The organism is Rothia sp. HMSC067H10 (assembly GCF_001810635.1).
Lineage (GTDB): Bacteria > Actinomycetota > Actinomycetes > Actinomycetales > Micrococcaceae > Rothia > Rothia dentocariosa.
Map to the genome: position 1 here is coordinate 596,666 of NZ_KV802317.1, position 13,622 is coordinate 610,287.

A 13,622-nucleotide genomic window follows, 5' to 3' on the forward strand; every position below is an offset into this window, starting at 1 on the left:
CCGTGGCGCAGGAAATGATGTTCCGCCTGCCCGAGTACCGATAAAGCAGAGTACCGCTAAGGTTCCGGCGCAAACGTCAGAGCATACAGAAAGACCGTGTGAGGTGGTTGTCTCACACGGTCTTTCCGTATCTAGTTTATGCGCTCAACGCCGCTAACGGGTGTTTATCGGGCTTCGACGTCAATCACACCGTCCGGGGAAATGTGCACGGTGCTCTTGGTGCGGCGGGAAACGAAGAAGTCACCCACGAACACGAAGCCAGCCAGCATCAGCACCAGGGCAATCAGCCAGACCGCCACCGCGCCGAAGAGCACGGGGAACAGAACCACCAGCAGACCCAGAATCAGGGTTCCGATGGCGGAGAACTGCAGGTGTCGGCCAGCACTATAGCTGAGGTATTTCAACCCCTGAGCGGTCATCAGACGAATCAGCGCCCAGGAAATCAGCCACACGCCCACAATGGTCGGGATGTAGGTTGCCTGAGCGCCCGCGGAGGCACTGAGCAAAAGCAGACCCACAAAGATGGTGAGAATAGCATTGACCAAGTCCCAGCCGGTACGTGCCGGCTTCAGCGCACCGAAGTAACGCACCAGTTCAAACACACCACCGAGCAACACCGCAAAGGAGAACACAAATCCCAGAACTGCTAGCGGAGTAGCGGGGTTGGCGAACATGTAGATTGCCGCTGCAACCAGTAGCAGACCGGTCACTAGGGACATCCAGTTATATTTTGAAAGCATGATCTCAAGTCCTTCGTATCAAATGCGTTAGTTATACACACCCATTATAAACCGCGAATGTGAACTCCACCATGACGCACCGGTCACCACGGGGCGAACTATTTCTACCGGCGAGCACACGCCCCTCCCCTCGCCAGCGCACTCCCCTCGTCCGCGCGTACACCATTCCGCCCATACGACATCTAGCGGGCACAGCAAAGCCCCACCTCCGCACGCTTCAACAGCGCAGGAGGCGGGGCTTACTACCGAACCAAACCCTAGCGGGTCAGCTTGCGGTGCACCACGCGGTGCGGCTTAGCAGCCTCAGGGCCGAGGCGCTCAATCTTGTTCTTCTCGTAGGACTCGAAGTTACCCTCGAACCAGTACCACTGATCCGGGTTCTCATCGGTGCCCTCCCACGCCAGGATGTGGGTTGCCACGCGGTCCAGGAACCAACGGTCGTGAGAGACGACCACTGCACAGCCGGGGAATTCCAGCAGCGCATTTTCCAGGGATGCGAGGGTCTCAACGTCCAGGTCGTTAGTGGGCTCATCGAGCAGCAGCAGGTTACCGCCCTGCTTGAGGGTCAGCGCCAGGTTCAGACGGTTGCGCTCACCACCGGAGAGCACGCCCGCCTTCTTCTGCTGGTCCGGGCCCTTGAAGCCGAACGCGGAAACGTACGCACGCGAAGGCATTTCAACGTTGCCAACCTGAATGTAGTCCAGACCGTCAGAGACGACCTCCCAGAGGGTCTTCTCCGGGTCAATGTTCGCGCGGTTCTGGTCAACGTACGAGATCTTGACGGTCTCGCCGACCTTCAGCTCGCCGCCGTCGAGGGGCTCCAGGCCAACGATGGTCTTGAACAGGGTGGACTTACCCACACCGTTAGGACCAATCACACCCACAATGCCGTTACGGGGCAGTGAGAAGGACAGACCGTTGATCAGGGAGCGGCCATCGAAGCCCTTCTGCAGGTTCTCAGCCTCAATAACCAGGTTACCCAGGCGGGGTCCCGGAGGAATCTGAATCTCTTCGAAGTCAAGCTTGCGGGTCTTCTCAGCCTCCGCAGCCATCTCCTCATAGCGTGCCAGACGAGCCTTCGACTTAGCCTGGCGGCCCTTAGCGTTGGAGCGGACCCAGTCCAGTTCCTCGCTCAGGCGCTTAGCAAGCTTAGCGTCCTTCTTGCCCTGAACTTCGAGGCGGGCACGCTTCTTCTCCAGGTAGGTGGAGTAGTTACCCTCGTAGGGGTACAGGTTACCGCGGTCAACCTCGGCGATCCACTCGGCAACGTGGTCGAGGAAGTAACGGTCGTGGGTAATCGCAATGACGGCACCCTCGTAGGACTGCAGGTGCTGCTCCAGCCAGAGCACGGACTCTGCATCCAGGTGGTTGGTGGGCTCGTCGAGCAGCAGCAGGTCAGGCTTCTGCAGCAGCAGCTTGCACAGTGCCACGCGGCGGCGCTCACCACCGGAGAGGTGGGTGACGGGCATGTCAGCGGGCGGGCAGCGCAGCGCTTCCATTGCCTGCTCCAGCTGGGAGTCCAGGTCCCAGGCGTTTGCGGCGTCGATAGCTTCCTGCAGCTTACCCATTTCTTCCATGAGGGCATCAAAATCAGCATCAGGTTCAGCCATGAGCGCGGAAATTTCGTTGAAACGGTCCAGCTTCGCCTTGATCTCGCCCACGCCTTCTTCGACGTTGCCGAGCACGGTTTTCTCTTCGTTCAGCGGCGGTTCCTGAAGCAGAATGCCTACGCTGTATTCGGGCGAGAGGCGTGCCTCGCCGTTTGAGGGCTGATCCAAGCCAGCCATGATTTTCAGGATGGTCGACTTACCGGCGCCGTTGGGACCAACCATACCAATCTTGGCGCCCGGGAAGAACGACATGGAAACGTCGTTAAGAATGACCTTATCGCCCACAGTTTTGCGGGCTTTGGTCATCGTGTAAATAAATTCAGCCATAGTGTTCTATTCTACCGTGATTCTTTGGATGCGCACGCGGTTTTCGCCGCATATTTTACGGGTGTATTCTTTCCGTGTTCTAGACGTTCTACAGATGTGAACCGCCCAGGCAGCTTGGTTTTGGTTTTCCCAAACTTTGAATCCTTTCACTACGGTGTAACAGCCGTTAGACTCGAAGGTATGGGTACACCTAATTCTCAAGAGATAACCGCCGAAGACCTCCATGAGGTTGTTGATCAGATTGCGCTTACTATGCCGTTGGCGACCTCCGATCAGCCTTTCGGACCACGTAATACGGTGTACCGCATTAGCGGCAAAATTTTTGCTATGTACACAGACGGTATCGGCTACCCGATCGTGAATCTGAAGACCGACCCCGAAGAATCCGAGGTTCTGCAGCGCATGTACCCAAGCATTATTCCAGGGTGGCATATGAATAAACGGCATTGGATTTCGGTCGGTGCAGGCAAGGGTGTTACACGCCAGCTTCTTGAAGAGCTCATCGAAGATGCCTACCTGCGTATTATGTACGCCCTGCCCAAGGCAAAACGCCCTATCGAATTCCGCGAGCGCCCGGTTCCCGAAAAACATTAGATACTGCAGGCTCACATGTATATTCCTGCCAGCGATCCCGTTCTCTTTCTGAAGCTTTCTGCTGATTACAACTATGCATACATGGCGCATGGACGTACCGGCGGGGTGGTCTTGCGCGCCTATGATAGGTTTCAGAAGGCGCATGCTCTCGGTATTCCTGCGGTTCCGTGGGGCTTTTCATGCCCTGAGAAAACGGTTCGGCACATTCGCCAGGAAATTCTGCGTGCCCGTAAGCTAGGCGGTGAGCTGGAAATTTTGATGATCTATCGTGAGCCTGATCTGCCGGTTATTCCGGCGCCCGAATCGCACGGTTTTGAGAGGCGTGATGATGTTCCTCAGCTGATGCCTTCCAAGTTGCGTGATAGTTGGCTGGATGCCGGTTTTTCGGCGGAACGTCACGGTAGTTTAGAAGATCGGATGCTTGCTCTCGCTCAGGTAGAGGAATTTACTGACCCTGAACCTCTAGATCTTGCCCGCTACGAGCATACGAGTACTCACCGCCCGTTATCATTGTCGATGCGCGGCTCGCTGTCCCGTGCCCTGGGCAGTAAGTATAAGCCTGCGGAAGATCCGGGTGCTCCGAGTAAGATTTATTGGATCCAGGGGCACGCCGTTGTTTACGATATTCTCGACTTTGAACGTTTTAACCCCTAACTGTAAGGGGTTTCAACGAATGCAACGGTGCTGCGTGTTAGAGCTCTTCCGGTCTAGCTTGCTTAACGAGATTTAGGGAAATGCACACCGCGCTCGGCAAGAAAATGTCGGTCTTTCTTATCCCAATTTTCTTCAGGATACGCCTCAAAAAGATCGGGGCGGCGGCTCATGGTACGTTCAATCTGCTGCTCGCGCCGCCACCTGGCAATAGCACCGTGATTGCCCGAAAGCAGGATAGGCGGAACCTCGTAGTCGCGCCACTGCGCCGGTTTTGTATACACCGGGTACTCCAAAAGCCCGCCGGTGTGCGACTCTTCTGCAAGAGATTCTGGGTTTCCCAATGCCCCAGGAATTAGTCGAGTAATAGCCTCGATCATCGCCATGACCGCTACCTCTCCGCCGTAGAGCACATAGTCCCCTACCGAGACGGGAAGCACGCGGAAGCGGGTTTGTGCCCAGTCGAGCACACGCTCGTCAATACCTTCATAGCGCGCGGGAGCAAACGCAATATGCTGTTCTTCAGCGAGTTCATAAGCCATTTGCTGGTTAAAAACCGCGCCTGCTGGGGAAGGAACAATCAGGAGAGGACGATTATCCTGCGCAGGCACGAGTTTCTGAGGACTCGAATTTTCCTCTGCTCTTTCTCGCTGTTCTTCCGGCTCATCGCGATTATTTTCGTGGTGCTCTTCCCCTGCCTGCAGCGGTGAATTCGTGAGCACTTCATCAAGCGCAAGCCCCCAAGGTTCCGGTTTCATGACCATGCCGGCACCACCGCCATAGGGGGTATCATCAACCGTGTGGTGGCGGTCGAAGGTATAGTCACGCAGATTATGCACGCGCAGATCGACCAAACCGTTTTCGCGGGCTTTCCCTACCAGCGAGAGGTCTAACGGAGTCAAGTACTCGGGAAAAATAGTGATAACGTCGTAGCGCACAGGCTACTCCCCCGTATTTTCTGAGTTCGATGCGGCAGATTCTGCTTCAGCCACGTTGATAAGACCGGGTGGCGGGGTCAGAAGCACGAAGCCGGGTTCGTCCTCAGCGGTGGTCACAACTTCTGGAACGATTTCTTCGACGAAGGGAATCATAATCTCGTCACCGCCGTGCTCGGCAGCAAGTTTAACGAGCAGTATATCCTGCGCGGGCATGGTCTGCAGACCGGTAACCTTCCCCAGAGGCTTCCCCGCTTTAGGATTATTGACGGGGTTCTCCCCCTCAGGAACCTTCATCAGAAGATATACGGGCAGGTTCACGAGTTCCTGTTCGTAGAAGCCTTCATCATCTTCGTCCTCGGGAACTTCAAACATCAAGCGGCTGCCCCGCAGCTCTTCCGCTTGGTTGCGGGTAGTGACTTCCTCAAAACGCACCACCAGAATCTTTTTATTCCAGCGGTGCCCCACCACTTTAAGCCTTCCCGTTGGTGCAACAGTAGCCACAGGGGTTTTCGGGGTGAAGTTTTCCAAGTCGAGAACTTCTCCGGGGGCAAAGCGCTCCTCGGGGATATCTGTGAAGAGTTGAACCGTAACTTCACCACGAATACCGTGCGGTTTGCCGATGCGCGCAACCAAAACCTGCATGTTGTAAACCTCTAGAAAAACTGGGGCTTGTAGACACCTAATATTCTACCGGCAGGTCCGAAAAAGCGCAGATTCTCACAAGCTTTGGAAGCGCCCACCTGCTGTGCGATTACCTGATGAAAATTCTCACGCTTAAAGCAGAGCGTTCCAACACCTTGCCGGTGGTGGAACGCTCTTGATGCTATATCAGCTAACGTTTTCTGTCGGTGTCGATAATATCAATCCGAACCTGATCACCCTCAGAAATCGCATCCATCACGGTGCGAATGCTCTTAGCGGTTCGGCCCGAACGACCAATCACTCGACCCAAATCATCGGGATGTACCCGAACCTCCAGCGTCTCGCGATGGCGCTGCTGGCGCAAACGCACTTTCACATCGTCCGGATGCTCGACAATCCCTCGAACCAAGTGTTCGAGTGCATCAGCCAACATAATTACTCAGCTGCTTCCTCGGCAGCCTCTGCTTCAGCTTCAGCAGGAGCTTCCTCGGTTGCTTCCTCAGCCTTATCGGCCTTGGGGGTGATAGCCTCAGGCAGAATAACGGAGCCCTTCTGGGGAACAACGAATTCAGCCTTAGGCTCAACGGGCTTGATGCTGTTCTCAGCCTTCTCGCCCTTGAAAGTTGCCCAGTCACCTGAGAGCTTCAGCAGAGCCAAAACCTGTTCGGTCGGCTGTGCGCCAACAGACAGCCAGTACTGAGCACGCTCAGAGTTAATCTCGATACGCGAGGGCTGCTCGGTTGGGTGGTAGATACCGATCTCTTCGATAGTCTTACCATCACGCTTCACGCGAGAATCCGCAATCACAATACGGTAGCGAGGATCGCGGATCTTACCCATACGCTTGAGACGAATTTTAACAGCCACTGTAGTGGTTACTCCTGTTTCAATACTTGGTGCGAAACCGCGCTTCAGCACCCGTGGGGCGGGCCGTTCACGAAGTCTCTATGGACACAACAAAGCGCGAAGAGAGGGGTCACGCAATGTCGGGTACTCAGATAGGGTAACAAATAGGGCGATTTAAATCTAGCGGATCCTCGCGTTTTCGGGCATATGTCGCTGTTATAGCGTTAATCGTCGGAGCTTATCTCAAGAACTTCGCCGGTTTCGAGGGCTTTCAGGGCTTCTTGCAGCCGCCTCACCATCGCCGGGCGCACGTAATCGCCCAAGTTTTCGCCGGCCACCCACTCATAGGTCACCAGTTCATCATTCTGCAAAGTAATGGGGGTGTCGCGCGGAATAACGCCCGCATCGTACATGTAATATGTGGAATCGCCCCAGACACCTAATGCGAGCCCATGGAAAATAGCCACCAAACGACCCGGAGTCAGGGTAAGCCCTAGCTCTTCCTGAACCTCACGGAAGCATCCTGTTTTCGGTGCCTCGCCCGCCTCTACGGTTCCGCCCGGAAGAATCCAGCCGTCCTTGTAGTTCGGCTTCACCACAAGTAGTTCGCCTTCTTCATTGCGAATAAGCGCTCCGGCGGCAAGTCGACGTGTTGGAAGTGTTGCAATAAAAGCTACCAGTTCCTCATGGCTTAAATATGTATCTTTCATAGATTCCGCTTTCGTCTGTACTTAAGCATGGTTCTTGCAAGCGTTGAAGGTTTTAAGAGAAGAACTTACGGACGGTACGACGTACCCTCTCCCCCAGCTCTGTGGCGGACGAAGTATCTGACGTGGAACTCGCGACCTGCGAGCGGACTTTGCGGGACGACTTACGCGGAGCTTCCACGTAGATGCCGTCACGCAGGTCATCAACTAAGGTTCGCCGGTGCAGCCCCTCCGACGATGCGCCCTGCGGGTTATCGCCCCGGCGCACGAGCTCCGCGTTTACGGGAGCGTCTGAAGCTTCTTTACTGCGATGCTCATCAAGTTTCTCGCCAGCAAGCCGAGCGAGACGAGGCGCTAAGAGAATCTCACTCGTGCCGCCAGCTGCGAGAACAGTGCTCAGAGCTGTCAAAATTGGGGCGCTCTTACCCTGCGCTTTTTTGCGGCGCGCAACAGTCCAAAACACGGTTGCCAGCCCCAACTGCGCGGTACCGTCCACCCGAAAAACACGGGTAAGCAAACGATTTTTGAGGTCTTTTCCGGTAGAAGTCCCGCCGGGCGATTCCGAGTGTGCGGGCTGAACTGTATGCGTTGAAGAGTTCGTCTCAACGACCGCTTTGCCTGATGCACCGCTAGGACTATACGCATACACACGCGGACTTGAGGAAGGCTTTTTCACCAAAGACTCTTTCTGCTGATTATCACGTTGTTTGGTGGTACCCACATGAGTATATTCGTAAGGAATCTCGCCGCTTTGAGACGCAGCAAGCCACTCCGCAAGAGTCACACGGCGGTTTGTAGCTACCAGACGATAGCTGCGTTTTAAAGCCTCTATATCAGGGAGTTTATCGGACTGGTAATGCGCAGACAGTGAGTTATCGTCACTCTGTGCCGGATCCATGTCTGCTTGAGACGAACTTTCGTCATGAGGTGCCGCCAGCAATTCAGCAGGGTCTTCGCCAAATACACGAGCGGTTCCAATAGCACCGATCTCAAGCCCTTCCGTCGGTACCGCTGCCAGCTCAACGGGAACGTGCAATAGCTGAAGCACCGATTCGAGAGCAAGAGTGTTCTTCGTATCTCGCAGATAGCTTTCAAGGCGCCTTCCCGCAGAAGTTCCAGAAGGAACGCCGAAAAGCAGGGAAAGCTCAACAATAGAGCGAGTAAGCTCGTCTTGGTCCAGACCAAAAGGCTCGGGCGGCAAACCTGGCAGACTCGTCAGAATATCTTCTAAAGATCCCTCATAAGAATCGCAATGTTCACGAGTCATAGTTCGTGTGAGGGTCTTCGGAACAGACTGCCAGAAGAACTCCAGAATGGTCGAGTCCTTCTCCTCCGGCTCGCCCAACATCCAGGCAGGTGCGTTCTCGTTCTGCTCTAGCTCTTGAGGGGCCTCCATAAAGATGAGATGCTGTTGATGCGCATTCCCCTCCGCAATCAAGGCGTGACACTTTGCTTCGGCGATAACAGCCAAAATGTCATGCGGATCGCCACTAATAATCGTCCATGTTCCTGCCGGGGCTGCGACAATCTGGCGTTCCGGCTGGGTGAGGAGCATGCTGGTGAGTGCATCCAGGTTAATATCTAGAAGCGCCGCAGCATCGCCATCAACTAAAAATTCGATCTGGTAAACATCATGCGGTACCGGTACCCACATCCCTGGTTCTTCTTCAAGAGCAATACCGGTTACTGGCATTCGTTCAAGAAGCCACTCAACGTATTCTTCCAAGGGTTCACCCTTGCGAATCTGTCCGTGTGCCACATGCAAAACGTTCAGGTAACCTGCGGGATTAAGCGAACACAAAACATATATCTGAACTTCACGCTCGCCCATCTCATAGGCGATAAGTTCGGGTCGTTCCCGAGTCAGCTCTATAAGAGCCTGAATCACATCATGATCGCTGGCGGCGCGCGCCAACATGCGGCGACGGTGCAGGTTCTCATCCTCAACGTCAGAAAAAGTCACATCAAAGATTTCTTCGGGAGAACCCGCATGGTCATGCTGAGGAGCCGAATAATGTTCGCCGTTTTCCTCGGAGTTATCCGGATCTTGGGGAGCCGGAGTATCCTGCCACATCTGGTTAAGTTCTTCGACCGTCAGATCATCATGGGCTAGTGAGGCGGCAACATCATCTACTTCACGCGGATCAATACGGTGTTCTTTATCCTCATGAAGTTGTTTCGCCCGCCGGATCAGGTCAATAATAGCGCTCGCAACATCCGCAGTTTCAGGATCAGCATCATCACTAGAGTCACTGGAATAGACCACTTTAGAACCGGCGATGTCGGGGGTGTTTTCACCATACTCTAAAGACAGGCGAACCCATAAATAGTCCGGGATGGGGCCATTTTGACTGGCAGATGCCTCCGGCTTGGTGTAAGTCCAAGGGTTGGCAGTTTCATGGCGCTCACGACCGTTCTGTTCAGCGCCGCCCTGCGCTGATTCTCGGTGATGTTGCTCGTTGTTCTGCATTCTTCCCCTTAATAGCGTTCTGCCGTTTGCCTCATCTGCCCCGCTACTAACACCGTAACGCCTTCTGCTAATTTGTAGGCGCAGTTCGCTTTTAGGGCATCGCCGGTGAGAAACGGCGTTACGAATCATCGGATGCACACTGTAGAGATCTGCATTCCACGCCTATCAATCGGATCCGTTTTCTCATGCAGGTTTTCAGCCTGCAGCACGTGACCTGATGGTGTGTGTCATAGGCGCGGTATTATCGAATCCTCTATACCAGAGTAACGCGTATGTCTTCATGATGTGTGAATACGGAGTGAGTCGTCTTCATACACCGGTAAATTCTTGTCAAACAACGTTCACGATGTTTGACGGCTCTTTCATAAAGCCGCCAGAACACCGCGAACACCATTTCACAGTTCCTCTACTGTAGGAACTTCTCAAAGCCCTTCGGCAGATTCATCTTCGAAAGATCAAGATCTTCTTGCTGCTGCGCCTGCTGCCCGAAAGCCGCACCCTGGCGTGCCTTCTGAGCGGCAAGTGCCTCTGCCTCTTGCTGCTTACGCTTCATGGGGTTGCCTGAGCGACCCGCCTTCTTCTTGTTATTATTTTTCTTATTCTTTTTACGGTTACTTCCGCCAGCCGCGGCCATACCGGGCATCTGCATGCCGCCGGGCATACCAGACATCTTGCCGGTGGCAAGCTTCTTCATCATCTTCTGTGCCTGAGCAAAACGCTCCATGAGCTGATTCACCTCAGAAACAGTCACGCCCGAACCTTTCGCGATACGCGCACGGCGTGAACCGTTAATGATCTTCGGTGCCACACGTTCATGCGGGGTCATCGAACGTACAATAGCTTCAACGCGGTCAATTTCACGTTCGTCAAAAGACTCTAGCTGCTGGCGCATCTGGGCGGCACCGGGCATCATCATGAGAAGTTTCTTCATGGAACCCAGCTTGCGAATCTGCTGCATCTGCGCCAAGAAATCATCAAAGGTGAAATCTTCCTGATCAATGAATTTCTTGGCCATGCGGTCGGCTTCTGCCTTATCCCACGTGGCCTCTGCCTGCTCGATCAGGGTGAGCACATCGCCCATATCCAGAATGCGGCTGGCCATACGGTCGGGGTGGAATTGCTCGAAATCATCCACGTTCTCACCCGTGGATGCGAACATAATCGGTTTGCCGGTAACCGAAGCAACGGAAAGAGCCGCACCACCACGGGCGTCACCATCAAGTTTAGAGAGCACTACGCCGGTAAAGTCCACACCCTCGTTGAAGGCATTTGCGGTATTCACGGCGTCCTGACCAATCATCGCGTCGATTACGAACAGGACTTCTTGAGGCTCAATAGCATCGCGGATATTACGCGCCTGCTGCATGAGTTCAGCATCCACACCCAAACGGCCTGCAGTATCAACGATCACCACGTCATGGAGCTTCGCACGCGCTTCAGCAACGCCATCTCGCGCAACCTGCACAGGATCGCCAGTAGGGGTATCAAATTCACTGGTCACACCCGGGTGGGGCGCGAAAACGGGTACGCCCGCGCGCTCGCCCACAACCTTCAGCTGGGTCACCGCGTTCGGACGCTGCAAGTCAGATGCCACCAGGATAGGGGTATGCCCCTGCCCCTTGAGCCACTTCGCGAGTTTACCCGCCAGCGTGGTTTTACCGGCGCCCTGCAGACCAGCCAGCATAATAATGGTGGGACCGGTCTTAGCCATGTTAATGCGGCGAGTCTGCCCGCCCAGAATGGTAATAAGCTCTTCGTTTACAATCTTGACGATCTGCTGTGAAGGGTTGAGTGCCTCTGAGACCTCAGCACCGAGGGCACGCTCTTTAATATGTGCGGCGAATTCACGGACAACAGGCACGGCGACATCCGCATCCAGCAGGGCGCGGCGAATTTCGCGGACGGTTGCGTCAATGTCTGCCTCAGAGAGGCGGCCCTTGCCACGCAGGTTTTTAAAGGTTGCCGTCAAACGGTCAGAGAGAGAATTGAACACGAGCCGTGATCACTTTCTTATCGTCGAGGAAACGGACTGCACCCAGCTTGAACCCAAGATGGTCGCCCATTTTTAAGATGCTTACTCAATCTTCAAGGATACAGGATGTGCCAAGATCTACTGTCGATGACACCCTCCAATGAGCGTTTGGCGAAACTGTACATAATACGCAGTTGATAATAAAGGTATGGATTTTCGAACGACAGCTGCAGAATATCAGTACGGTGTGCGAGCTTCGGCACTGATCATACACGCCGGTAAGCTCTTGACCTACAGTCACGACGGCAAATATTTTGTGCCCGGCGGCGCTGTACAAGTTGGTGAGCACAGCGCGGATGCGGTGCGTCGCGAAGTACGCGAAGAACTAGGCATCGGCTGCACGATTCGGAAGCTTGCGTTCGTAGGAGAGCACCTTTTCACAGTGCACGATATACCGAACCATCGCATTGAATTTCACTACCTCGTGGAGGTTGATTCTGAAGCGGTTCCGATAACCACCTGCGAAGAGGAGCATCGCTACCCCTGTGCCTGGCTGCCGCTCGATTCCCTGGCGGATTATCCGCTCAAACCAGAGTTTCTCGTGCACGAACTGCCACATTGGAACGGAAAACTCAAGCACCTGGCAACCCATGAATAGGGTGTTCTGGCAAACGAATACACAAACCGGGAGCATTTTCTTCATCTGGTAACAATTTAAGATGAAGAAAACGCTCCCGGAAATATCGCCTCATCATGTGCTCCGCTAAAATGCACGACGCACAAGAGCAGGGTTCAGCCGCTAATCGAGAAGCGCATCCACGAAGCCTTCGGGGTCGAAGGGGGCCAGATCGTCCGGGCCTTCGCCGAGTCCCACGAGCTTGACGGGAACACCCAATTCTTCCTGAATAGCCACCACGATGCCGCCCTTTGCGGTACCGTCGAGCTTGGTGAGCACAATACCGGTCACGTCCACGATTTCGCCGAAAACCTTCGCCTGCACCATACCGTTTTGCCCGGTTGTCGCGTCAATCACCAAAAGCACCTCGGTCACGGGGGCTTCCTTTTCGATCACGCGTTTGATCTTGCCGAGCTGATCCATCAGACCGGCCTTATTCTGCAGGCGACCCGCAGTATCGACCAGCACCGTGCCGATACCCTCAGCCTTAGCGGTCTTCACCGCGTCGAAAGCAACAGAGGCAGGATCAGCACCTTCCTTTTCGCTGCGCACGGTCTTCACGCCCACGCGGTCGCCCCAAGTCGTCAGCTGTTCGGAAGCCGCAGCACGGAAGGTATCAGCCGCGCCCAGCAGAAGCGAATTTCCGTCCGCAACCATCACACGGGCGATCTTACCGACCGTCGTGGTCTTCCCTACGCCGTTCACGCCGACCACAAGCACCACGCCGGGATTACCGTCGGTGCCCTCGGTCTTTAACTCACGATCCATTGTGGGACCGATAATCTCAAGAAGCTCTTCATGAAGCATCTTCTTCACGGCGGCAGGGTTATCGGTTCCCTCCACACGCACCCGCTTCTGAAGCGCCTCCACCAAACGGGTTGTCGGCTCAGCACCCAAATCAGCCATGAGCAGAGTCTCTTCGACCTCATCCCAGACATCCTGATCGATACGATCTCGTGAGAGCAGAGCCAAAAGCCCCTTGCCCAGCATGTTGTTCGACCGCGCCAAACGGGCACGCAGCCGCACCAGACGCCCCGCCGAAGGATCAGGAATATCGTAACGGGAGGCTGGTTGCTCGGTCTCTTCCGATGTGTCTTCCGCCTGCGTATCATCAGCATCACGTGTGCTCGGATACCCGCCACGCGGCGCTTTAGCACCGCGTGTAAAGGCGAAAATAACGCCAGCAATCACTAATACACCCAGCACAACTGCCAGGATTATCCACATTGATTCATTCACACTACTAGCTTACCGGCTGGTATGAAGATGAAAAGGGGGCTTGTGAAGGAAAATCCGTTCTGCAGCGCACTTCCGCATAAAATGACTCTTCACTCAGGCGTTTCGCGGTAGGCGAGGAACATACAAAATTCTCCTGCCTGACGATTCTTATGAAGAGTAGACTAGTGAGAGCGAGCGGTATCAGGCAAGATTCTGATGCGCTCCCCCTAA

Annotated in this window: 13 protein-coding genes; 3 read left to right on the forward strand and 10 right to left on the reverse strand. The window is 54.7% G+C overall.

The genetic code is table 11. The annotated features are described in order from the left end of the window. Positions 1-164 precede the first annotated feature (164 nt). Together HMPREF2756_RS09595 and ettA are read right to left on the reverse strand one after the other, a co-directional pair. Positions 165-740, reverse strand: coding sequence for an HdeD family acid-resistance protein (locus tag HMPREF2756_RS09595; protein ID WP_070620668.1), 576 nt, complete (start codon positions 738-740; stop codon positions 165-167). Positions 741-997: 257 nt separating this feature from the next. Further along, a complete protein-coding gene (gene ettA / locus HMPREF2756_RS09600; RefSeq protein ID WP_070620671.1) occupies positions 998-2,677 on the reverse strand; it encodes an energy-dependent translational throttle protein EttA in 1,680 nt (559 codons plus the stop codon). A gap of 180 nt (positions 2,678-2,857) precedes the next feature. On the opposite strand from ettA, the gene HMPREF2756_RS09605 reads away from it, so the two are divergent. After that, positions 2,858-3,271 carry an MmcQ/YjbR family DNA-binding protein gene (locus HMPREF2756_RS09605; protein ID WP_004004862.1) on the forward strand — a complete coding sequence of 138 codons (414 nt, stop codon included), beginning with the start codon at positions 2,858-2,860 and terminating at the stop codon, positions 3,269-3,271. 15 nt (positions 3,272-3,286) lie between these two features. Then, complete coding sequence (locus HMPREF2756_RS09610; RefSeq protein WP_070620674.1) at positions 3,287-3,925, forward strand: hypothetical protein; 639 nt, start codon at positions 3,287-3,289, stop codon at positions 3,923-3,925. Positions 3,926-3,987: 62 nt separating this feature from the next. Here HMPREF2756_RS09610 and trmD read toward each other — a convergent pair whose 3' ends face one another. The 7 genes from trmD to ffh form a co-directional block, all read right to left on the reverse strand. Continuing rightward, positions 3,988-4,860, reverse strand: coding sequence for a tRNA (guanosine(37)-N1)-methyltransferase TrmD (gene trmD / locus HMPREF2756_RS09615; RefSeq protein WP_070620677.1), 873 nt, complete (start codon positions 4,858-4,860; stop codon positions 3,988-3,990). A 3-nt stretch (positions 4,861-4,863) separates the two neighbouring features. Beyond that, a complete protein-coding gene (rimM, locus tag HMPREF2756_RS09620; protein WP_070620680.1) occupies positions 4,864-5,502 on the reverse strand; it encodes a ribosome maturation factor RimM in 639 nt (212 codons plus the stop codon). 190 nt (positions 5,503-5,692) lie between these two features. Next, a complete protein-coding gene (locus tag HMPREF2756_RS09625) occupies positions 5,693-5,935 on the reverse strand; it encodes an RNA-binding protein (RefSeq protein WP_004004867.1) in 243 nt (80 codons plus the stop codon). A gap of 2 nt (positions 5,936-5,937) precedes the next feature. Next, complete coding sequence (gene rpsP / locus HMPREF2756_RS09630; RefSeq protein ID WP_013399230.1) at positions 5,938-6,369, reverse strand: 30S ribosomal protein S16; 432 nt, start codon at positions 6,367-6,369, stop codon at positions 5,938-5,940. A 203-nt stretch (positions 6,370-6,572) separates the two neighbouring features. Continuing rightward, positions 6,573-7,058 carry an NUDIX domain-containing protein gene (locus tag HMPREF2756_RS09635; protein ID WP_048751484.1) on the reverse strand — a complete coding sequence of 162 codons (486 nt, stop codon included), beginning with the start codon at positions 7,056-7,058 and terminating at the stop codon, positions 6,573-6,575. 52 nt (positions 7,059-7,110) lie between these two features. Then, positions 7,111-9,525: a hypothetical protein gene (locus HMPREF2756_RS09640; RefSeq protein WP_070620682.1), complete on the reverse strand. Its 2,415-nt coding sequence runs from the start codon at positions 9,523-9,525 to the stop codon at positions 7,111-7,113. 406 nt (positions 9,526-9,931) lie between these two features. Next, the gene (gene ffh, locus HMPREF2756_RS09645) at positions 9,932-11,518 is read right to left on the reverse strand and encodes a signal recognition particle protein (protein ID WP_013399233.1); all 1,587 of its coding nucleotides are present in this window, start codon (positions 11,516-11,518) and stop codon (positions 9,932-9,934) included. 187 nt (positions 11,519-11,705) lie between these two features. On the opposite strand from ffh, the gene HMPREF2756_RS09650 reads away from it, so the two are divergent. Continuing rightward, positions 11,706-12,155: an NUDIX hydrolase gene (locus HMPREF2756_RS09650; RefSeq protein WP_070620684.1), complete on the forward strand. Its 450-nt coding sequence runs from the start codon at positions 11,706-11,708 to the stop codon at positions 12,153-12,155. 141 nt (positions 12,156-12,296) lie between these two features. On the opposite strand, the gene ftsY is transcribed toward HMPREF2756_RS09650, so the two are convergent. Continuing rightward, the gene (gene ftsY / locus HMPREF2756_RS09655; RefSeq protein WP_004004877.1) at positions 12,297-13,412 is read right to left on the reverse strand and encodes a signal recognition particle-docking protein FtsY; all 1,116 of its coding nucleotides are present in this window, start codon (positions 13,410-13,412) and stop codon (positions 12,297-12,299) included. Positions 13,413-13,622 lie beyond the last annotated feature (210 nt).

Coding starts and splice junctions, on each gene's coding strand:
- rimM (WP_070620680.1), bottom strand. CDS start 5,502: ATGCAGGTTTTGGTTGCGCGCATCGGCAAACCGCACGGTATTCGTGGT.
- ettA (WP_070620671.1), bottom strand. CDS start 2,677: ATGGCTGAATTTATTTACACGATGACCAAAGCCCGCAAAACTGTGGGC.
- HMPREF2756_RS09625 (WP_004004867.1), bottom strand. CDS start 5,935: ATGTTGGCTGATGCACTCGAACACTTGGTTCGAGGGATTGTCGAGCAT.
- HMPREF2756_RS09640 (WP_070620682.1), bottom strand. CDS start 9,525: ATGCAGAACAACGAGCAACATCACCGAGAATCAGCGCAGGGCGGCGCT.
- HMPREF2756_RS09595 (WP_070620668.1), bottom strand. CDS start 740: ATGCTTTCAAAATATAACTGGATGTCCCTAGTGACCGGTCTGCTACTG.
- HMPREF2756_RS09605 (WP_004004862.1), top strand. CDS start 2,858: ATGGGTACACCTAATTCTCAAGAGATAACCGCCGAAGACCTCCATGAG.
- HMPREF2756_RS09635 (WP_048751484.1), bottom strand. CDS start 7,058: ATGAAAGATACATATTTAAGCCATGAGGAACTGGTAGCTTTTATTGCA.
- HMPREF2756_RS09610 (WP_070620674.1), top strand. CDS start 3,287: ATGTATATTCCTGCCAGCGATCCCGTTCTCTTTCTGAAGCTTTCTGCT.
- HMPREF2756_RS09650 (WP_070620684.1), top strand. CDS start 11,706: ATGGATTTTCGAACGACAGCTGCAGAATATCAGTACGGTGTGCGAGCT.